At 45.5% G+C, this 20,162-nt stretch carries 18 protein-coding genes and 2 other annotated features; all 18 genes read right to left on the bottom strand.

All coding sequences use genetic code 11. The annotated features are described in order from the left end of the window. Positions 1-215: 215 nt before the first annotated feature. Positions 216-3,836, bottom strand: coding sequence for a DNA-directed RNA polymerase subunit beta' (rpoC, locus tag ACZ444_RS01270; protein ID WP_382358155.1), 3,621 nt, complete (start codon positions 3,834-3,836; stop codon positions 216-218). 114 nt (positions 3,837-3,950) lie between these two features. Continuing rightward, on the bottom strand, positions 3,951-7,487 hold the full coding sequence (gene rpoB, locus ACZ444_RS01265; protein ID WP_382358154.1) for a DNA-directed RNA polymerase subunit beta: 3,537 nt from the start codon (positions 7,485-7,487) through the stop codon (positions 3,951-3,953). Between the two features lie 401 nt (positions 7,488-7,888). Then, the gene (locus tag ACZ444_RS01260; protein ID WP_382358153.1) at positions 7,889-8,488 is read right to left on the bottom strand and encodes a class I SAM-dependent methyltransferase; all 600 of its coding nucleotides are present in this window, start codon (positions 8,486-8,488) and stop codon (positions 7,889-7,891) included. 80 nt (positions 8,489-8,568) lie between these two features. Then, positions 8,569-8,937 (bottom strand): 50S ribosomal protein L7/L12, encoded by a 369-nt coding sequence (rplL, locus tag ACZ444_RS01255; RefSeq protein ID WP_382358152.1) that lies wholly within the window; start codon positions 8,935-8,937, stop codon positions 8,569-8,571. Positions 8,938-8,992: 55 nt separating this feature from the next. Further along, a complete protein-coding gene (rplJ, locus tag ACZ444_RS01250; RefSeq protein ID WP_382358151.1) occupies positions 8,993-9,499 on the bottom strand; it encodes a 50S ribosomal protein L10 in 507 nt (168 codons plus the stop codon). Between the two features lie 30 nt (positions 9,500-9,529). Beyond that, positions 9,530-9,675, bottom strand: a sequence feature (ribosomal protein L10 leader region). Between the two features lie 43 nt (positions 9,676-9,718). Further along, positions 9,719-10,417, bottom strand: coding sequence for a 50S ribosomal protein L1 (gene rplA, locus ACZ444_RS01245; RefSeq protein ID WP_382358150.1), 699 nt, complete (start codon positions 10,415-10,417; stop codon positions 9,719-9,721). Between the two features lie 184 nt (positions 10,418-10,601). Continuing rightward, the gene (gene rplK, locus ACZ444_RS01240; protein WP_382358149.1) at positions 10,602-11,027 is read right to left on the bottom strand and encodes a 50S ribosomal protein L11; all 426 of its coding nucleotides are present in this window, start codon (positions 11,025-11,027) and stop codon (positions 10,602-10,604) included. Between the two features lie 224 nt (positions 11,028-11,251). Continuing rightward, positions 11,252-11,785 (bottom strand): transcription termination/antitermination protein NusG, encoded by a 534-nt coding sequence (gene nusG, locus ACZ444_RS01235; RefSeq protein WP_382358148.1) that lies wholly within the window; start codon positions 11,783-11,785, stop codon positions 11,252-11,254. A gap of 157 nt (positions 11,786-11,942) precedes the next feature. Next, positions 11,943-12,119 (bottom strand): preprotein translocase subunit SecE, encoded by a 177-nt coding sequence (secE, locus tag ACZ444_RS01230; protein ID WP_382358147.1) that lies wholly within the window; start codon positions 12,117-12,119, stop codon positions 11,943-11,945. A 37-nt stretch (positions 12,120-12,156) separates the two neighbouring features. Continuing rightward, the gene (rpmG, locus tag ACZ444_RS01225; RefSeq protein WP_382358146.1) at positions 12,157-12,306 is read right to left on the bottom strand and encodes a 50S ribosomal protein L33; all 150 of its coding nucleotides are present in this window, start codon (positions 12,304-12,306) and stop codon (positions 12,157-12,159) included. A gap of 60 nt (positions 12,307-12,366) precedes the next feature. Continuing rightward, positions 12,367-13,026 carry an RNA polymerase sporulation sigma factor SigH gene (sigH, locus tag ACZ444_RS01220; RefSeq protein WP_382358145.1) on the bottom strand — a complete coding sequence of 220 codons (660 nt, stop codon included), beginning with the start codon at positions 13,024-13,026 and terminating at the stop codon, positions 12,367-12,369. A gap of 168 nt (positions 13,027-13,194) precedes the next feature. Continuing rightward, on the bottom strand, positions 13,195-13,704 hold the full coding sequence (locus tag ACZ444_RS01215) for an NYN domain-containing protein (RefSeq protein ID WP_382358144.1): 510 nt from the start codon (positions 13,702-13,704) through the stop codon (positions 13,195-13,197). 2 nt (positions 13,705-13,706) lie between these two features. Continuing rightward, entirely contained in the window at positions 13,707-14,450 is a 744-nt protein-coding gene (gene rlmB, locus ACZ444_RS01210; RefSeq protein WP_382358143.1) for a 23S rRNA (guanosine(2251)-2'-O)-methyltransferase RlmB, read from the bottom strand. Then, positions 14,410-14,847, bottom strand: coding sequence for a Mini-ribonuclease 3 (locus tag ACZ444_RS01205; protein ID WP_382358142.1), 438 nt, complete (start codon positions 14,845-14,847; stop codon positions 14,410-14,412). Before ACZ444_RS01205 ends, rlmB begins: the two co-directional genes overlap by 41 nt. Beyond that, positions 14,840-16,249: a cysteine--tRNA ligase gene (cysS, locus tag ACZ444_RS01200; protein ID WP_382358141.1), complete on the bottom strand. Its 1,410-nt coding sequence runs from the start codon at positions 16,247-16,249 to the stop codon at positions 14,840-14,842. The genes ACZ444_RS01205 and cysS overlap by 8 nt, the downstream gene beginning before the upstream one ends. A gap of 6 nt (positions 16,250-16,255) precedes the next feature. After that, positions 16,256-16,903: a serine O-acetyltransferase gene (gene cysE / locus ACZ444_RS01195; RefSeq protein WP_382358140.1), complete on the bottom strand. Its 648-nt coding sequence runs from the start codon at positions 16,901-16,903 to the stop codon at positions 16,256-16,258. A 98-nt stretch (positions 16,904-17,001) separates the two neighbouring features. Further along, positions 17,002-17,219: a binding site (T-box leader), on the bottom strand. An 81-nt stretch (positions 17,220-17,300) separates the two neighbouring features. Then, positions 17,301-18,770: a glutamate--tRNA ligase gene (gene gltX / locus ACZ444_RS01190; RefSeq protein WP_382358139.1), complete on the bottom strand. Its 1,470-nt coding sequence runs from the start codon at positions 18,768-18,770 to the stop codon at positions 17,301-17,303. A gap of 188 nt (positions 18,771-18,958) precedes the next feature. Continuing rightward, the gene (locus ACZ444_RS01185; RefSeq protein WP_382358138.1) at positions 18,959-20,080 is read right to left on the bottom strand and encodes a PIN/TRAM domain-containing protein; all 1,122 of its coding nucleotides are present in this window, start codon (positions 20,078-20,080) and stop codon (positions 18,959-18,961) included. Positions 20,081-20,162: the final 82 nt, after the last annotated feature.

The following is a 20,162-nucleotide window of genomic DNA, read 5'->3' as shown; positions in this document are numbered from 1 at the left end:
GTTTTATAATGTCAAGAATTCTTTCGCCATTTTCCCGAGTGCTCCCAGCTTTGATACTCACGTCAATGCTTGTCCTATTTTGCCAGTCAGTCCTTTTAACTCAGCACACTTTAATAAAACATACCCCGGTTTCTGCAAAGCCGGCCATTAATCCGGGGAGCTAAGTCATGGCCAGAGACGGAAGCTGGAAACGCAGTGTGGGGGAACTCCCCACTTTACTGCACGGTTTCCGACTCCTCCGGTTCTTCCGATTCTTCCGTTGTTTCTTCCGGTTCATCTGTTGCCGTTTCAAGCTGACGGTAGCGGTCGATACCGGTCCCTGCCGGAACAAGCTTACCAAGTATAACATTTTCTTTAAGTCCCATCAGCTCATCACGTTTACCTTTAATCGCAGCATCAGTGAGAACACGCGTGGTCTCCTGGAATGATGCAGCTGATAAGAAGGATTCTGTTTCCAGAGCTGCTTTCGTAATACCAAGTAATACAGGCTGGCCGGTCGCAGGCTGTTTGTTTTCCTGCAATATAGGTTCGTTTGCATCTCTAAACTGGTGAATTTCCAGAAGTGAACCTGGCAGTTCATCTGAATCACCCGACTCAACAATGCGGATCTTGCGCATCATTTGCCGCACCATAACTTCTACGTGCTTGTCATCAATTTCAACACCCTGCATCCGGTAAACTTTTTGCACTTCACGAAGCAGATATTGTTGCACGCCTTCGATGCCCTGCACTTTAAGAAGTTCTTTTGGATCCACAGAGCCTTCTGTGATTTCCTGTCCGCCAATGATTTCATCGCCAACTGAAATTTTCATGCGCGCATTATAAGGGACTGGATATGTGCGCTGTTCAACTTCGCCTTGAACAACAACTTCCAGTTTATCCTTCAATTCCCTAATGTCCTCGACAGTTCCGTGAATTTCACTAATGACAGCCTGACCTTTTGGATTACGGGCTTCAAACAACTCCTGAATACGCGGCAGACCCTGAGTGATGTCATCGCCGGCAACGCCGCCGGTATGGAATGTGCGCATTGTCAGCTGAGTACCCGGCTCACCAATGGATTGGGCTGCGATAATACCAACGGCTTCACCGACTTCCACTTGATCACCGGTTGCCAGGTTGCGGCCGTAGCATTTCTTGCAGACGCCATACTTCGAATTGCAGGTGAATGCGGAGCGAATAATAACTTCTTCGACCCCTGCTTCATTAATCTGTTTGGCCTGATCTTCTGTTATCAAACCATTTTTCGGAACAATAACAGCACCTGTTTCCGGATGATAGACATTTTCAAATGCGGTACGGCCAAGTAAGCGATCAAACAGTGGTTCAATCACTTCTGTATCATCTTTAAGCGACGATACTTTCAAACCACGGTCAGTGCCACAGTCATCTTCACGAATAATGACATCCTGGGCAACGTCCACAAGTCGGCGCGTCAGATAACCTGAGTCTGCTGTTTTCAGGGCAGTATCCGCAAGACCTTTACGGGCGCCGTGTGTTGAGATAAAGTACTCCAGCACAGTCAGACCTTCACGGAAGTTGGACGTAATCGGCAGTTCCATGATTTCACCAGATGGGTTAGCCATCAGGCCACGCATGCCGGCAAGCTGTGTAAAGTTCGAAGCATTACCACGAGCACCGGAGTCACTCATCATAAAGATTGGGTTCTGCGTATCAAGTGAACCCATAAGACGATCCTGAATATCATCTTTGGCACTTGACCAGATCGATATAACGCGGTCATAACGCTCGCTGTCTGTGATGAGTCCGCGTCTGAACTGTTTCTGCACTTTATCAACCTTACCCTGCGCATCGTCCAGAATCTCTTGCTTCTCATCCAAATCAACAACATCCGAAACACCAACAGTTATACCAGCCTTTGTTGAGTAACTGAAGCCGAGATCTTTCATACGGTCCAGCATTTTAGATGTTTCACTGATTTTTAGCTGCTTGAAGACCTCAGCGATAATATCACCCATGATGCCTTTCTTAAATGGCGTAACAAGATCGCGCTGCTTCAATTCCGCTTTGATATCTGTTGTTGGTTCAACAAAGTAGTTATCCGGTATGGCATTTTCCAGATTTTCAGCCGTCGGTTCATTCAGATACGGGAATGAGTCTGGCAGAATTCCGTTGAAAATCAGCTTGCCAACCGTTGTCAAAAGCAGTTTCCTCTGCTGCTCTTCTGTGAAGGAACGTTTATTTAAACTGGATGCTTTAACCGCAACACGCGTATGCAAATGAACATAACCGCTTTGATAAGCAATCATGGCCTCATCTATATCTTTGAACGTGCTGCCCTCGCCAATGGCACCAGGCCTTTCCATAGTCAAGTAATAATTGCCCAGCACCATATCTTGTGATGGTGTAACAACCGGCTCGCCATCTTTCGGATTAAGGATGTTCTGTGCGCTGAGCATAAGAACACGTGCCTCGGCTTGTGCTTCAGCTGAAAGCGGTACGTGAACAGCCATCTGGTCACCGTCAAAATCGGCATTGTATGCTGGACAGACAAGCGGGTGCAAACGTATCGCACGCCCTTCTGTGAGTACCGGTTCAAATGCCTGGATACCTAGACGGTGCAATGTTGGCGCCCGGTTCAGCATGACCGGATGCTCCCGGATAACTTCCTCAAGAACATCCCATACTTCTGGATGGACACGCTCAATTTTTCGCTTAGCCGATTTAATATTATGGGAATAACCTTGCGCAACAAGTTCTTTCATAATAAACGGCTTGAACAATTCCAGTGCCATTTCACGCGGCAGGCCGCATTGGTACATTTTCAGAGTTGGGCCAACTGCAATAACTGAACGTCCGGAATAGTCAACACGCTTACCGAGCAGATTCTGCCGGAAACGGCCCTGTTTCCCTTTAAGCATATGGGACAGAGATTTCAGCGGACGGTTTCCAGGACCTGTAACCGGACGACCGCGCCGGCCATTGTCAATCAATGCATCGACTGACTCCTGAAGCATCCGTTTTTCGTTTTGAACGATGATGCTCGGAGCACCCAGATCCAAAAGACGTTTCAGACGATTATTCCGGTTAATCACACGACGGTAAAGATCATTCAAATCTGATGTCGCGAAACGACCACCGTCAAGTTGTATCATCGGACGGATCTCCGGCGGAATAACCGGCAGTACATCAAGTACCATCCACGCTGGATCATTACCGGAATTCCGGAACGCTTCCAGTACCTCCAGACGCTTGATAGCCCGTGTTCTGCGCTGGCCATGTGCTGTTTTCAGTTCGTCTTTTAATGCCTCAGACTCTTTTTCAATATCAAGATCCTGAAGAAGTTTGCGAATGGCTTCCGCTCCCATTTGGGCTTTGAAGCTATTACCATATTTTTCATAGTATGACCGGAACTCTTTTTCGGAAAGCAATTGTTTCTTTTCCAGCGTTGTATCGCCGGGCTCGGTCACAATATAAGCTGCAAAATAGATGACCTCTTCTAAAGCGCGTGGCGACATATCGAGCATAAGTCCCATACGGCTCGGAATACCTTTGAAGTACCAAATATGTGAAATAGGTGCCGCAAGTTCCAAGTGGCCCATTCGTTCACGGCGGACTTTTGCTTTCGTTACTTCGACACCGCAGCGATCACAGACAACACCTTTGTACCGAACGCGTTTATATTTCCCGCAATGACATTCCCAGTCTTTTGTCGGACCGAATATACGCTCACAAAAAAGGCCGTCTTTTTCTGGTTTTAACGTGCGGTAATTAATGGTCTCCGGTTTTTTAACCTCACCGTAGGACCATGAACGAATCTTTTCTGAAGAAGCCAGGCCGATTTTCATGTACTCAAATTTATTTACATCCAGCAAGGGTCTACCTCCCTTATTAATGTCTGATCATCAAGCCAGACAGAACCGGCATATGTGCCGGTTCTGTTAATCCAGCTGCTCTATTGCCAGCCAGTAGACAAGCCATCCGTCTAATTAGGTTTCTTCACCTTCCAGATTCAGCTTGCTTGCTGATTGTGTCTCTTCTTCTTCAAGCTCCTGCATTTCAATTTCCGATTCATCACTTGCAAGCATCTTGACGTCCAGTCCAAGACTTTGCAATTCTTTAATCAGCACCTTGAACGATTCAGGTACGCCTGGTTCTGAAACATTATCACCTTTGACGATTGATTCATAGGCTTTGACACGTCCTACCACATCATCTGACTTAACGGTGAGAATTTCCTGGAGGGTATAAGCTGCACCATACGCTTCAAGTGCCCAGACCTCCATTTCACCAAAGCGCTGTCCGCCGAACTGAGCTTTACCGCCCAGTGGCTGCTGCGTTACGAGTGAATATGGTCCTGTTGAACGGGCGTGCAGTTTATCGTCCACCATGTGTGCCAGTTTGATCATGTACATGACGCCAACAGAGATACGATTATCAAATGGCTCACCAGTCCGTCCGTCATAGAGAAGGGTTTTAGCATCCTGTGCCATACCGGCCTCATCCAGAGTGGCCAGAAGATCATCTTCATTAGCCCCGTCAAAGACAGGCGTCGCCACATGCAGTCCAAGTTCCCTTGCTGCCATACCGAGATGCAATTCGAACACCTGTCCGATGTTCATCCGTGACGGAACACCCATTGGATTAAGCATCATATCAATTGGTGTGCCATCAGGCAGGAAAGGCATATCTTCTTCAGGTAAGATTTTGGAAATGACACCTTTGTTGCCGTGTCTTCCTGCCATCTTATCCCCTTCTGAGATTTTCCGTTTCTGAACAACATAAACACGCACCAGCTGGTTTACACCGGGCGACAATTCATCGCCATCTTCGCGATTGAATGTCTTTACATCAAGCACAATACCGCCTGATCCATGCGGCACTTTCAGGGATGTATCGCGCACTTCCCGGGCTTTTTCGCCAAAAATGGCATGAAGCAGCCGCTCTTCAGCTGATAATTCCGTGACCCCTTTAGGTGTTACCTTGCCTACCAGAATATCACCATCAGAAACTTCGGCACCGACACGAATAATACCGTCTTCGTCCAGATTCTTCAGAGCTTCTTCACCAACATTTGGAATATCTCTGGTGATTTCCTCCGGACCGAGCTTCGTATCGCGGGATTCTGATTCATATTCCTCGATATGGATTGACGTAAAGACGTCATCCTTCACGAAGCGTTCACTCATAACAACGGCGTCTTCATAATTGTAGCCTTCCCAGGTCATGACGCCAACGACTGCGTTACGGCCCAGTGCCAGCTCCCCTTTTTCCATGGACGGGCCGTCAGCCAGAATTTCGCCTTTGGTTACATGATCACCTTTGCTGACAATCGGGCGCTGATTATAACAGGTGCCCTGGTTGGAACGAATATATTTCTGCATACGGTAAACGTCCAGATCACCCTGAACTTCTTTGCCATCCACTTCCGAAATCCGGCGCACACGGACTTCTTTAGATTCCACATGTTCAACAATGCCTTCATTCTGGCAAATGATCGCGGCACCAGAGTCTTTACCAGACACATACTCCATGCCTGTTCCAACGAGAGGCGCTTCTGGTTCCATTAAAGGAACTGCCTGCCGCTGCATGTTGGCACCCATCAAAGCACGATTGGAGTCATCATTCTCCAAAAATGGCACACAAGCTGTAGCAGCTGAAACGACTTGCTTTGGTGATACGTCCATATAGTCAATCTTCTCACGTGGAACGACCGTATTATCACCACGGAAACGTGCAACCACTTCTTCTGAGGCAAATGAGCCGTCCTCGTTCAATTCGGCGTTTGCCTGAGCCACAATATAATTATCTTCCTCATCAGCCGTCAGATAATCGGTCTGAGTTGTTACTTCACCGGTTTCTGGATCAACGCGGCGATACGGTGTCGCAATAAATCCAAATTCATTAACCTTTGCATAACTGGATAACGAGTTAATCAGGCCAATGTTTGGACCTTCCGGCGTTTCAATTGGACACATGCGGCCATAGTGCGAGTAGTGAACGTCACGAACTTCAAATCCGGCGCGTTCACGCGTCAAACCGCCAGGCCCGAGAGCGGACAGACGCCGTTTATGGGTCAATTCTCCCAGCGGATTTGTCTGGTCCATAAACTGGGACAGCTGCGAGCTGCCGAAAAATTCCTTAATTGAAGCGATCACCGGACGAATATTGATCAGCTTCTGCGGGGTGATGCTCGATGTATCCTGAATTGACATCCGTTCGCGCACAACACGCTCCATACGGGACAGCCCAATACGGAATTGATTTTGCATCAGCTCTCCGACTGAACGCAGACGCCGGTTGCCCAAATGGTCAATGTCATCAGTTCCGCCAACATGATGCAGCAAATTGAAAAAGTAACTGACGGACGATAGGATATCAGCCGGGGTTATATGCTTAACATCCCTATCAACATTTGCATTTCCGATGACATCAAGTTCTTTTTCACCATCAGGGTCTGATGGGTCCATAATCTTAATCGACTGCAGTCGGACAGGCTCTTCCAGAACCTCTTGATTTGTATCAACAAATGATTCGCCCAGCATATTGTCCTGATCTTCCAGATACGGAATAATCTTATCCAGCAATTTACGCTCCAGGCGATCGCCTCTCTGTGCCAGAACCTCACCCGTTTCTGGATCAACAAGCGGTTCTGCCAATACCTGATTCAGCAGACGATTGGAAATATCAAGTTTTTTATTCACTTTATACCGGCCTACACGTGCCAAATCATAACGTCTCGGATCAAAAAAGCGGGAAATCAGAAGACTTCTTGCATTTTCCACGGTCGGTGGTTCACCCGGACGCAGCCGTTCATAAATTTCCAGCAGAGCTTTTTCCGTTGTTTCGGTACTGTCTTTTTCCAGAGTGTTTTTCAGGTACTCATTATCGCCAATCAAATCAATGATTTCCTGATCCGTTCCAAAACCGAGCGCACGCAGCAGTACAGTCACCGGTAATTTCCGTGTACGATCGATTCTTACATAGGCAACATCTTTAGCATCCGTTTCAAATTCCAGCCATGCGCCGCGATTCGGAATAACGGTTGCCGCAACGCCCCGCTTGCCATTTTTATCAAATTTCTCGCTGTAATAGACACTTGGTGAACGCACAAGCTGCGAGACAACAACACGTTCTGCGCCATTAATAATAAATGTGCCCGTATCGGTCATCAGCGGAAAATCTCCCATAAAGACTTCCTGCTCTTTCACTTCGCCCGTTTCATTATTAATCAGACGGACTTTCACTTGCAGCGGCGCATTATAGGTAACATCCCGCTCTTTGGCCTCAGCTACGGGGTATTTAGGCTCACCAAGGCTGTAATCTATAAACTCCAGTGATAAGTTGCCCGCAAAATCCTCAATCGGTGATATATCGTGGAACATTTCCCGCAAACCTTCATCCAAAAACCACTGATAGGAAGCGGTCTGAATTTCAATTAGATTCGGCAGTTCCAATACCTCACTAATGCGTGCATAGCTTCTGCGCTGGCGGTGCCGTCCATACTGAACTAGTTGACCTGTCAACTGCTTCACCCCTCAAATCAAGCATTTTTCATAGATTATTCACATAGGCATACTGTGAAAAATGACTTCTATATTTGGAAAACTGACTGATACTTCCTTGATCCTATCAGCCACGTTGAAACCAGTTACTGGAATAGATGCAAAATAACAATAGTACGCACGCGTACTACTGCTCTAGACATGTATTTAGACAAACCTGCAGACTGAGAAAACTGCAGCCCTGCACACCGGAAAACCGAAAATAAAGAAAGTGTGTTTCATCTTGTTTGTAATTCTGTCGATTGTATCATTGTTTCCGTTTACCGATAATTTATACATACAATAATTCAGGATCGTCTATTGACAAATAAACTGGCATATTAGCATTAAATCATATTAACACAAGATATCGTTAAGGTCAATTACTTAATCGCCTGTAAAATGTAATAGCCTTTACTGCGGTCTGTTATCGTAACATTTCCGAATATGTTTATCAATTTCTTTTGGGCGGATGGCGCTCCCTGCTTCTTTTGTATAACAACCCACAGGCATCCGCCTTTTAACAAAGCATCGTGACTGTCTTCAAACATTTGATGAACCGTTTGCTTGCCAGCTCTAATGGGCGGATTAGTCAGTATAGCAGCAAAGGCGCGTCCATTAAGGTTATGAAACCCGTCACTCAAAACAACGTCTGTATTTGACACGTGGTTGTGATCAGCATTTTTCCTCGCAAGCGCAGTTGCCCGTTCATTAATATCTGACAGCGAAATATGTCTGTTCGGATGATGCGCTGCAACAGCAATGCCAATCGGACCATAGCCACAGCCGAGATCGAGAAAGTCTCCCGCAATCGCCGGCTCAGCAAACTGCTCAACTAACAAGCGCGAACCGTAATCGACTTCATTTTTGGAAAAAACACCATAATCACTTTCAAAGGTAAAATAACTGCCCAGCAGCCTTGAGTGCCATTTCTTTGGTGAACTTTTGGAGTGAGGATGTTGTGAAAAGTAATGATCAGACATACAGGCACCTGCTTTGAAAGTAATGTGAAGATAAATAGACTAGAGCCCGCCGAAAAATCGGCGAGCTCTTGTTATGGGAATTACTTAATTTCTATCGTAGCTCCGGCTTCTTCAAGCTGGCTTTTGATGTCTTCAGCATCATCTTTGGAAGTGCCTTCTTTAACAGCCTTAGGTGTGTTATCGACGACTTCCTTAGCTTCTTTAAGGCCAAGTCCAGTTACTTCACGAACAGCCTTAACAACTTTGATCTTGGAATCGCCAGGATCCTGAAGTTCAACATCGAATTCTGTTTGCTCTTCTTCAGCCTGACCACCATCAGCTGCGCCGCCTGCAGCAGCAACTGGTGCTGCAGCAGATACACCGAATTCTTCTTCAATTGCTTTAACCAAATCATTTAGTTCCAGAACAGACATTTCTTTAACTGCATCAATAATCTGTTGATTATCCATGATAATTCCTCCATTTTCAAGATAGTTTGTTATGCCGGTTTAACCGGGCATTGCTTTATGCGCTTTCTTCTTCTTTTTGATCGGCAACTGCCTGGACGCCATAAGCAAGGTTGCGCACTGGTGCCTGCAATACACTGAGCAGCATTGCAACCATGCCTTCATAATTCGGCAGATCTGCTAATTCAGTGATTTGCTCAAGTGTTGCAACCTCGTGCTCAATGACACCACCTTTAAGTTCTAATGCCGGATGTTCTTTAGCGAAGTTGTTTAAGATTTTGGCCGGTGCTACCACGTCGTCGTTACTGAACGCAACTGCCGTAGGTCCAACCAATGTATCCGATAACGCGCCTAAGTCAACAGCATCAGCTGCACGGCGAAGCATGGAGTTTTTGTAAACTTTAAACTCAACACCTGCTTCACGCAACTGGCGGCGCAGCTCATCAGCTTCAGCTACATCAAGGCCGCGGTAGTCAACCAGAATTGTTGATTGACTGTTACGGAACTTTTCAGCAATCGCGTCAACAAGCTGGCTCTTCTGTTCGATAATATTGCTGTTAGCCATTCTTCCACCTCCTATGAAATGCATCATACCGTACCCATTAAATAAGCCTCCATGCAGACATGGAGGCCTTCTGGTCAAATGATTAACAGGCGCAAATCATTTGCTCATAAAACCTCGGCAGGACATTAAGCGGCAGAGTCCGCACCTGCTGTCTACGGTACAACGTATTTACTGATAACGCTAATCAGTTTACAAGATCAGTTGTTAAAAGTCAATCACTTATTTATTCCGGTAGCTGCTGACATCTATTCGAATGCCGGGTCCCATGGTGGACGTAATAGCGGCATTACGCATATAAACGCCTTTTGAAGCTTGCGGTTTTACTTTCACAAGCGTCTCGGCAACCGCCTCAAAGTTCTCAACTAATTGATCGTTATTAAATGAAATCTTGCCAATAGGGACATGGATATTCGCCGCTTTATCAACGCGATATTCCACTTTACCAGCCTTAATCTCATTAACGGCTTTTTCGACTTCAAACGTAACAGTGCCTGTCTTAGGGTTTGGCATTAGACCCCTGGGTCCCAGAACACGACCCAGTTTACCAACTTCAGCCATCATATCCGGTGTAGCCACAACAACGTCAAATTCAAACCAGCCCTGATTAATCTGGTTAATAAGATCCTGGTCACCTACATAATCGGCACCGGCATTTTTAGCTTCAGTTGCTTTATCGCCTTTTGCAAATACAAGCACACGCTGTGTTTTTCCGGTTCCGTGCGGCAGCACCATAGCACCGCGAATTTGCTGATCAGCTTTTTTGGGGTCAACACCCAGACGGAATGCCGCCTCGACTGTTTCATCAAAATTCGCCTTAGCCGTTTCTTTTAGCAAAGCAACAGCTTCTTCATCGCTATACGATCTAGAACGGTCAATAAGCTTGGACGTTTCCTGATAACGTTTACTTCTTTTTACCATTTTGTTTCCTCCTCGGGTTGTGGTTTATAGCGGTTAGACCTCCCACTCGAAAAATGCTGGAGCCAGCTTCTAAACGAACGGCTTCCGCTCGTTCAGAATAGACAGGCTGGCATTTTTCATGAAAAAAGTTGCGTCGTAATGGCAAGCCATTGTCCGCAACCTGCATTCATGCACGAACTGGCATTTAGTCCTTAATTTCAAGACCAATGCTCTGTGCGGTTCCTTCAACCATACGTACAGCTGCATTAAAATCAGCCGCATTCAAGTCAGGCATTTTCGTTTCCGCAATTTCCTGCACTTGCTCACGCTTGACTGAAGCAATATTATTTCGCACTGCTTCGCCAGATCCGGTTTCAATTCCGGCTGCTTTCTTCAATAACACTGCAGCAGGCGGTGTTTTTGTGATAAATGTAAATGAACGGTCTTCAAACACCGTGATTTCAACAGGAATAATCATGCCAGCCTGATCTTGCGTGCGTGCGTTAAATTCCTTACAGAATCCCATAATGTTGACACCAGCCTGACCCAATGCTGGTCCTACTGGCGGCGCTGGGTTGGCCTTACCTGCTTCAATCTGCAATTTAACAACTTTGATTACTTTTTTAGCCACGAGACACACCTCCTTAAAGTCCGTGATGTGGTAATAGGGTATTCCCCTCCCACTCAAGCATTACCAGTCCCCATACTGCAGCGACGGTAAATAACAAAGGAATTTTAGCATGTATCGGCAAATAATGCAAGTTTTTTCGCACCTCATGCGAGATTATTTGCTGAACATCTCTTTTTCAACACTTAACATGAGTTATTGCTTACATGCCGGATACGGATATCCCATTATAGTTTTTCGATCTGTGAAAAGTCCAATTCGACCGGGGTCTCGCGGCCAAACATCGTGACGTGAACTTTTACTTTTTGCTTGTCTGTGTCGATATGCTCGATCGCACCAGTAAAGTCACTGAACGGACCATCTGTTACGCGCACATTTTCGTTTATTTCAAAATTGACTTGCGTTGTTGGTTCTGCGAGGCCCATGCGTTTTAATATAGAATCAATTTCATCCGACAGAATAGGTGTCGGTTTCGTCCCCTGGCCACTTGATCCGACAAAGCCTGTCACACCTGGTGTGTTCCTTACAACATACCAGGAATCATCAGTCATAACCATTTCTGCCAGAACATACCCAGGGAAAAACTTCTTCTTAACTGTCTTTTTCTTACCGTTTTTAATTTCAATTTCTTCCTCTTCCGGGACAATTGCACGAAAGATTTTGTCCTCCATGCCCATTGACTCAGCACGTCTTTCCAAGTTTGACTGAACTTTATTCTCATAGCCGGAATACGTATGAATGGCATACCAGTTTTTTTCCATGTCAATAGGACAATTAGCTGCCCTTCCCTCCCTTGCGTAATAAATAGCGTCAGCATCATGGCTGCATATTAAAAAACCCGAGGCCTCGGGTTTTTTATCTAAGTCTATCATATACTATTATAGCATAATCATAACATGTTTATTCAATAAAATAACGTTAGAAAAATAAATTCACGATTTGTGAAATACCCATATCAACGATCGCGAAGAATACAGCCACAAAAATAACTGTTGTCAAAACCGTAATAGTATAGCTTGTCAATTCCTGGCGTTTTGGCCAGGTGACCTTTTTCATTTCTCTGGAAACGTCTTTAAAGAAGCTTACGATTTTCACTGCTCGTCTCCCCCCAAATTCTGCCGAAAACGATCACTTATTTGGTTTCACGATGCCATGTGTGCACGCCGCACGTTTTACAATATTTCCGTGTTTCCAGACGTTCAGACTGCCTGGCTCTATTGGAGCTTGTCGTATAATTTCTGCTGGCGCATACCGCACACGCCAAAGCAATACGTTCAGTCATCGTATCACCCCATAACAGGGTTTTTCACTTATACTAATTTAGCATGTCCCACACTCTGTGTCAACGAGCTGTGTTATCTCCCGCTTCCGGCGTTTCCAGCAGCTGTTCCAATTTTTGTTTGATTCGCTGCAGCGCATTATCAATGGATTTGACATGCCGTCTTAATTCAACTGAGATTTCCTGATAGGAACTCCCCTCCATATACAGATTGAGCACTTTCTTTTCTAAAACGCTTAATAATTTAGATAATTTCTCCTGCAAGTCACTTAATCGTTCCTGACTCACAAGCAGTTCCTGCGGGTCAAAGACTTCAGATCCTGCTATAACGTCCATCAGGGTCCGTTCGGAGTCTTCTTCATAGAGAGGTTTGTCCAATGACACATATGAATTGAGAGGTGTATGTTTATGTCGTGTGGCAGTTTTGATAGCTGTAATAATCTGACGGGTGACACAGAGTTCAGCAAACCCTTTGAATGAAGAAAGCTTGTCCCCATCATAATCACGAATTGCCTTGTAAAGACCAATCATGCCCTCTTGCACAATGTCTTCTCTGTCAGCGCCAATAATAAAATAAGTCCGTGCCTTTGCTTTCACATAAGGCATGTATTTATTGATGAGGATGTCCAGCGCTTCGACATCACCCCAGTGGATTAAGCAGATTAAGTCATCATCACCCAGCGATTCCGGCCGATCATCTGTTTCTATCAGATTGACACCCACCAAGCAAGACCCCCTGACTGCCCTTTAACCATTTAGGCGTATTATACAGTAAGCGCTTCCTAATAGTCAACATAGAATCCATAGAATCGCTGCTGTTTAGCTTTTCCCATGTAAATCTGCAGCTGGGGCCGGCGACTATTTCGCGAGACACAGCACAGCTTGCGGACGTCACGTATCTCCCCGCCGCCACTTTTCAAATGTTTCCAAAACATCCTGATTGAGAGGGATTTTAATTTGCGGCCGTTTGTCTTGCTGGTGTTCGATCTGCTGCTCTATTTCCTGGTCAATATCACTCAATTCGATATAGAGTTCCCTCGCAGATTTTCTCAAAGCTCCACGTCCAAAAACCGTCCGCTGTTCGGCATAATCTGAGGTAGCAACATAAACGTGATTAATAACGTTTTTAAGGTCTGTCACAATTCGCTCGATGCATTCATCAGCTGTTTCATTTTCCTTCGTGTAAATGATTTCAATCTCATAGCTGTTCAGTTTGCTCGCGAGCCCTTTCACATAATAGGCATCAAATACAACAATTACCCGCATACCAGTGTATGCTTTATAGTCAGCGAGAAGTTCAATCAGCCTGTCACGTGCTTGTCCTATATCCTGCAGCTTTAACTGCTTTAATTCCTCCCACGCGCCAATGATATTATAGCCATCCACTACTAAAACATCCATGACTAAACACCCGCTGGAAACCTTTTGCGATAAACCTCGTACAATAAAAGACTGCACGCTACCGAAGCATTCAGTGACGACACGTGACCCTGCATCGGAAGGCTCACCGTCCAGTCACACTTATCTTTTACAAGCCGGCTCATTCCTTTGCCTTCATTACCGATAACAAGGGCAATCGGCAAACAGCCGTCCAGCATCCGGTAGTCTTCATGGCCATTCGCCTCTGTGCCAACAACCCAGGTATTTCGCTTTTTCAATTCGTCCAGTGTGCTGGCAATATTCGTTACACGGGCAACCGGGATATGCTCCACAGCTCCAGCCGCTGTTTTAGCGACTGCTGCAGTCAGTCCAACAGAACGGTGCTTCGGAATAATCACACCATGCGCACCAGTAGCGTCAGCTGTCCGCAAAATAGCGCCCAGGTTATGCGGGTCTTCCAGCTGGTCTAAAACAATTAAAAAGGGATCTTCGTGTCTTCTCTCAGCTTCGTCCAGTAAATCGTCCAGCTCCGCATAAGCATGAGCCGCCACATAGGCGATAACACCCTGATGGCTGCCGGATGCCAGCTGATCCAATTTCTTTTTAGGTGTCTTTTGCAGAACGGTTCCTGCCTCTTTGCTCATATGCTGCAGTTTTGTGATAAAGGACCGGTTCAACTGTTCCGATACAAGGACTTTGTTGACGGACCGACCGGATTCCAATGCTTCAATAACCGGATTCTTGCCTATAATGATTTCCTGTTCCATTGTCAGATTTCCTCCCTTCAATAAAAGCTACAGCCTTTTCCAGCAGTTCAGTTAAGCGGTCCTGGTTCCCCTGCAGATAATGGTAGCCAATCAACGCCTCAAAAGCTGTACTATAACGATACGTCTGGACATTTGTATGTTTAGGAATCGTCCCGGATTTGGCATTGCGCCCCCGGGACGTAACCGCCTCTTCTTCACGACTCAATTCACCTGTTTCCAGCCAATGACGAATGACAGCTGCCTGTGCTTTTGCTGACACAAAAGTAACCGCTTCTTTATGAAGCTGATTCGGTTTGACTTGCCCGGCTTCTAACAAATGCTCTCGTATATGGACTTCGAAAACCGCATCCCCCATATAGGCAAGCGCCAGGCTTTTCATCTGTTTAGCATCAGGCATCATGGTCTGCTCGCTTCCACCGGGTTCCCTGAGGCGTATCCTCAAGTATAATGTCCTTCGCTTTCAGCTGATCCCGTATGACATCTGCCCGGGTGAAATCACGGTTTCGCCTGGCCTCTGAGCGTTCATTCAGCAGTGCCTCAATATCCGCATCAAGCAGCTGATTTTCTTCCTCCAGCTGGATGCCCAAAACATCCAAAATAGTTGTAATACCTGTCTGGAACGCTTCAATCACGTCGTGTGCTGTATGTTTTTCCTCCAGATAACGGTTAGCCTCTTTCGTAAGATCAAATAGGACTGCAATCGCATTTGCTGTATTGAAGTCGTCATCCATTGCTTTTTCAAACGTCTGGTTCAAATCATTTATCAGTGTGAACCATTCAGCAGAATGCTCCAGATTCATACTTGATTGTTTCCGGTGCTCCAAATTGTCATAGGCATTTTTAATCCTGTCAAGACTGTTTTTTGCACTGTGAAGCAGTTCATCACTAAAATTAATCGGATTGCGATAATGAACACTCAGCATGAAAAACCGGATAACCTGCGGATCGTGCTGAGCAATCATGTCTTTGGTCAGCACAAAGTTGCCCAGTGATTTGGACATTTTTTCATTGTCAATATTAATATACCCATTGTGCATCCAGTAATGAGCAAACGTTTCGTCATTCATAGCCTCTGACTGAGCGATTTCATTTTCATGGTGCGGAAATGCCAGATCCTGCCCCCCCGCATGAATATCAATGGTTTCACCGAGGTATTTTTCAGCCATAGCTGAGCATTCAATATGCCACCCGGGACGTCCCTGGCCCCACGGCGAATCCCAGGCAATTTCACCGTCTTTTGCTTGTTTCCAGAGAGCGAAGTCCAGCGGGTTTTCTTTTTTCTCACCAACCTGGATGCGGGCACCCGATCGCAATTCATCAATCGACTGATGCGAAAGTTTACCATAATCAGCAAACGAACGCGGTTTAAAGTAAACATCACCATCGACTTCATAAGCGTAGCCTTTATCAATAAGACCGCTGATAAAATGAATAATGTCATCCATCGTTTCTGTCACACGCGGATTGTAAGTTGCCTGTTTAACCCCGAGAGCCTCAATATCCGCCAGGTAGGCATCAATGAACCTATTGGCCACATCCGGCACTTGCTCATTCCGCTCGTTCGCAGCATTGATGATTTTATCGTCAACATCTGTAAAATTCAGCACGTATGTTACATCATAGCCTTTATATTCAAAGTAGCGTCTGACCGTATCAAATACAATCGCTGGCCGGGCATTGCCGATGTGAATATAATTATAGACGGTCGGGCCACAAACATACATGCGTACGCTGTCAGTTTCAATTGGCTTAAAAAGCTCTTTTTCCTGTGTCAGCGTATTATAAATGGTGATGGCCATTATACGTCACTTCCTTCCCTTTAATTGTTCAATTTCTTCTTTCAGCATATCAATTTCCTGCTGCAGTTTATCACAGCGATCGGATACAGGATCAGGGAGTTTTTGGTGGTCCAGATTCTTCTTCACCTTTTCACCATTTTGGACGACAACACGGCCAGGGACACCGACGACAGTCGAATGGTCAGGAACATCTTGCAAAACAATCGAACCGGCGCCGACTTTCGCACTGTTGCCGATAGTGATATTGCCAAGCACCCTGGCTCCCGTAGTGATCATTGCATTATCTTTAATAGTTGGATGCCGTTTCCCCTTTTCTTTGCCTGTGCCGCCCAGTGTCACACCCTGAAACAAGGTGACATTATCGCCAATTTCACTCGTTTCACCAATAACAATGCCCATTCCGTGATCAATAAACAGCTTCCGGCCAATTTTTGCGCCCGGGTGAATTTCAATTCCCGTCAGAAAACGACTGATCTGGGAAATCACCCGTGCGATGAAAAACAAGCGGTGATTAAAGAAAAAATGTGCTAGACGATGGAACCATATCGCGTGCAGCCCGGCGTAAGTGAGAAACACTTCGATATAAGACTTTGCTGCCGGGTCCTGATCAAAGACAGCATTCATATCTTCCTTCATACGCTTGAACAGCCCCATTTTACGGGTCCCCCCTATCTCATAATTGATTAAGCAAGCCGCCTGCAAAGAGCACCCTGATTGTTTCATAAAAAATAAGCGTCTTAGTGTATAGACTACACAGAGACGCTTAAAACGCGGTTCCACTCTGCTTGGAAAATGATACATATCTCCCAGCTTAGGCTCTGTTAACGGCAGAGTGCCGCCGTTATATACTCTCGTTCCATAACGGGCTCCAGGGTGCATTTCAAAGCGATGCTTAGAATCATTTACAGCCGGTGATGACTCTCTCTGCATAAGCATGGCCGCTTTTACTTCTCCCTGTCAACGCTTTTTATTTGAAATTAGCAAAACAATGGCAGTTGCGGACTTTCGTTGTGTCTTCACTATATGATATTTCAGACCAAATGTGAACTGATTAGGCTCCCAGCTGTTTTAACAGGTTATCCAGGCGTTGTACGACCGTATCCTTGCCTAAAAGCTCAATTGCAAGCGGCAGTTCCGGTCCGTGCGTCTGTCCGCTTGTCGCCACACGAATCGGCATGAACAGCCGTTTACCCCGATGGCCTGTCTCTTTTTGGGTTGCTTTAATCTGCTGCTGAATCGTGTCTTTCTCAAAGGTATCAAGATTAATCACCTTATCCGTGAACACCTGGAGAACTTCCGGCGCCTGTTCCTGCCGCAGCACCTCCATAGCTGTATCATCATAACTGACGGACCCTCTGAAAAATAAATCCGTTAAGTCAACAATTTCCGCGCCGTACTGGAGCTGCTTTTGATACAGAGCAATTAATTTCTCTGCCCATTGCCGTGTCTCCTCATCCATCCTTTCCGGCAGACAACCGGCTTCAATCAGATACGGCAGCGTCAATTCAATGATCCTGTCTGTATCGGCATTCTTAATGTATTGGTTATTCATCCATTTCAGTTTATCCTGATCAAAAACGGCTGGAGAAGTTGACAGTCGTTCTGGATCAAAGATGTCAATCAGCTGATCTTTAGTGAATATCTCTTCTTCACCTTCAGGGGACCAGCCCAGCAAGGTAATGAAATTAAACAGCGCTTCAGGCAAGTAACCCATATTGTAATACTGTTCAATAAACTGCATAATATGCTCATCACGCTTGCTCAATTTTTTATGCTGTTCATTCATGATCAAAGTCATATGGCCAAATTTTGGCGGTTCCCAGCCAAATGCTTCATAGATCATCAGCTGCTTAGGCGTGTTGGAAATATGCTCCTCACCCCGCAGCACATCAGTGATTCCCATGAGATGATCGTCAATTGCCACCGCAAAGTTATAAGTTGGTGTTCCATTTTTCTTAACGATGACCCAGTCGCCAAAATCACTTGATTCAAACGAAATATTGCCTCGCACAATATCCATGAATGTATACGTCTGCTGATCAGGAACCCGCAGCCGGATGCTTGGCTCACGGCCCTCCTGTTCATATTGAGCCTTCTGTTCGTCTGTTAAATCACGATGGGCTCCAGAGTATTTCGGGACTTCCCCTCTGGCACGCTGCCCTTCGCGTTCCTGCTCCAATTCTTCTTCAGTCATATAGCATTTATAAGCCAGTCCTCTTTCAAGCAGCTCATCAACATATTTCTGATAGATATCCAGACGATCCATCTGCCGGTAGGGTCCATAATCACCACCGGCATCGGGACCTTCATCCCAATCAATACCGAGCCATTTCAAATAAGTCATCTGACTTTTTTCACCATCGGCAACATTCCGTTTTTCATCTGTATCTTCTACCCGAATGATGAACGTCCCGTCAAAATGCCGGGCATATAGATAATTGAATAGTGCTGTGCGCGCGTTTCCAATATGCAGATTCCCCGTCGGGCTGGGTGCATATCGTACACGGACCTGATTTGCCATGCTGGTGCTCATCCCTTCTGTGAATAATTTGATTTATGATTCCAGATTGAGGATAGGACTTCCTCCGCTATCTTAATATGATTCGTCTTTAAGATTGATAACTATTGTGAAGTCCTGCCCTCACGGACTATAAAAAGTGATAACGTCCAAGTTATCACTTTTTATTCTCTCTATACGTTATACCGTTTTTACTGCGCTTTTTCAAGTAATTTAGGCTTGGCAAAGATCATTCTGCCCGCTGATGTCTGCAGGACGCTCGTTATCAGCACCTCAATTTTCTTGCCAATATGACCATGGCCATCCTCAACAACGATCATCGTACCATCATCAAGATAGGCGACACCCTGATTATGTTCTTTGCCGTCCTTAATCACGTGCACCGTTAATTCCTCACCCGGAAGAACAACGGGCTTAACCGCGTTCGCCAAATCATTAATGTTTAAGACAGGCACTTCCTGCAAATCGCAGACTTTATTTAAGTTGAAATCGTTCGTAACAACAATGCCGTCCATGACTTTAGCCAGTTTAATCAGCTTGCTGTCCACTTCAGGAATATCCTCAAAATCACCTTCATAGATCTCTACCGGTACCGGTAATTCCTTTTGAATTTTGTTCAGAATATCCAGTCCGCGGCGGCCACGATTTCGTTTCAGTACATCGGATGAGTCAGCAATATGCTGCAGTTCACCCAAAACAAATTGCGGAATAACAATCGTTCCTTCCAGAAAACTGGTCTGGCAAATATCAGCGATCCGCCCATCAATAATAACGCTGGTATCCAGAATTTTGACTTTAGGCCCTCTCGCGTTTTTCGCGGGTGCTGCATCACTTTCAGCTGCGTTATTCTCAGACTCAGAACCGCGCTTTTTCTCACGGTCTTTACGGTTTAGCAGATTCATAAGTTCGTCACGGCGGCGAAAGCCTACCTGAAACCCTAAATAACCCAGTAAAATTGTGATAAATAGCGGCAAAACCTGTGACACGATATAGATATTAATTTTTGCCAGTGGAATAGTAACCAAATAAGCGATCACCAAACCGCCAATCAAACCTAAACCGCCGAATAACAAATCACCAACGGGCACTTTGATCAGCGCCTCTTCCACCCAGCGTAAAAATCCGACAATATAACCTGCTATAAAATAAGACAGGATAAATAAAATTATTGCACCTGCAGCCATGCCTATATATGGGGATGCAACCCATGTTTCATCCGTGAAATCCAATAAATGAACTATATCCGGAATATACAAAAATCCAATGGTACCGCCACTTATGATAAAAAATAAATGAACAACCTTTTTTAGCACCACTGTTCACCTCCTGTCATTTATTATTGCCTACTTTCGCTAAAATAATCGTCCTATGGTGAATAAAATATATAATGTCATA

The sequence above is a fragment of the Lentibacillus kimchii genome (assembly GCF_055381965.1).
This window is presented reverse-complemented; position numbering and strand designations above follow the sequence as displayed.

Bases quoted from the DNA above. Each gene is read 5' to 3' on its own strand.
- ACZ444_RS01260 (WP_382358153.1), bottom strand. From the start codon at position 8,488: ATGTCTGATCATTACTTTTCACAACATCCTCACTCCAAAAGTTCACCA.
- rplL (WP_382358152.1), bottom strand. From the start codon at position 8,937: ATGGATAATCAACAGATTATTGATGCAGTTAAAGAAATGTCTGTTCTG.
- rplJ (WP_382358151.1), bottom strand. From the start codon at position 9,499: ATGGCTAACAGCAATATTATCGAACAGAAGAGCCAGCTTGTTGACGCG.
- rplA (WP_382358150.1), bottom strand. From the start codon at position 10,417: ATGGTAAAAAGAAGTAAACGTTATCAGGAAACGTCCAAGCTTATTGAC.
- nusG (WP_382358148.1), bottom strand. From the start codon at position 11,785: ATGGAAAAAAACTGGTATGCCATTCATACGTATTCCGGCTATGAGAAT.
- rpmG (WP_382358146.1), bottom strand. From the start codon at position 12,306: ATGACTGAACGTATTGCTTTGGCGTGTGCGGTATGCGCCAGCAGAAAT.
- ACZ444_RS01215 (WP_382358144.1), bottom strand. From the start codon at position 13,704: ATGGATGTTTTAGTAGTGGATGGCTATAATATCATTGGCGCGTGGGAG.
- rlmB (WP_382358143.1), bottom strand. From the start codon at position 14,450: ATGGAACAGGAAATCATTATAGGCAAGAATCCGGTTATTGAAGCATTG.
- ACZ444_RS01205 (WP_382358142.1), bottom strand. From the start codon at position 14,847: ATGCCTGATGCTAAACAGATGAAAAGCCTGGCGCTTGCCTATATGGGG.
- cysS (WP_382358141.1), bottom strand. From the start codon at position 16,249: ATGGCCATCACCATTTATAATACGCTGACACAGGAAAAAGAGCTTTTT.
- cysE (WP_382358140.1), bottom strand. From the start codon at position 16,903: ATGGGGCTGTTCAAGCGTATGAAGGAAGATATGAATGCTGTCTTTGAT.
- gltX (WP_382358139.1), bottom strand. From the start codon at position 18,770: ATGGCAAATCAGGTCCGTGTACGATATGCACCCAGCCCGACGGGGAAT.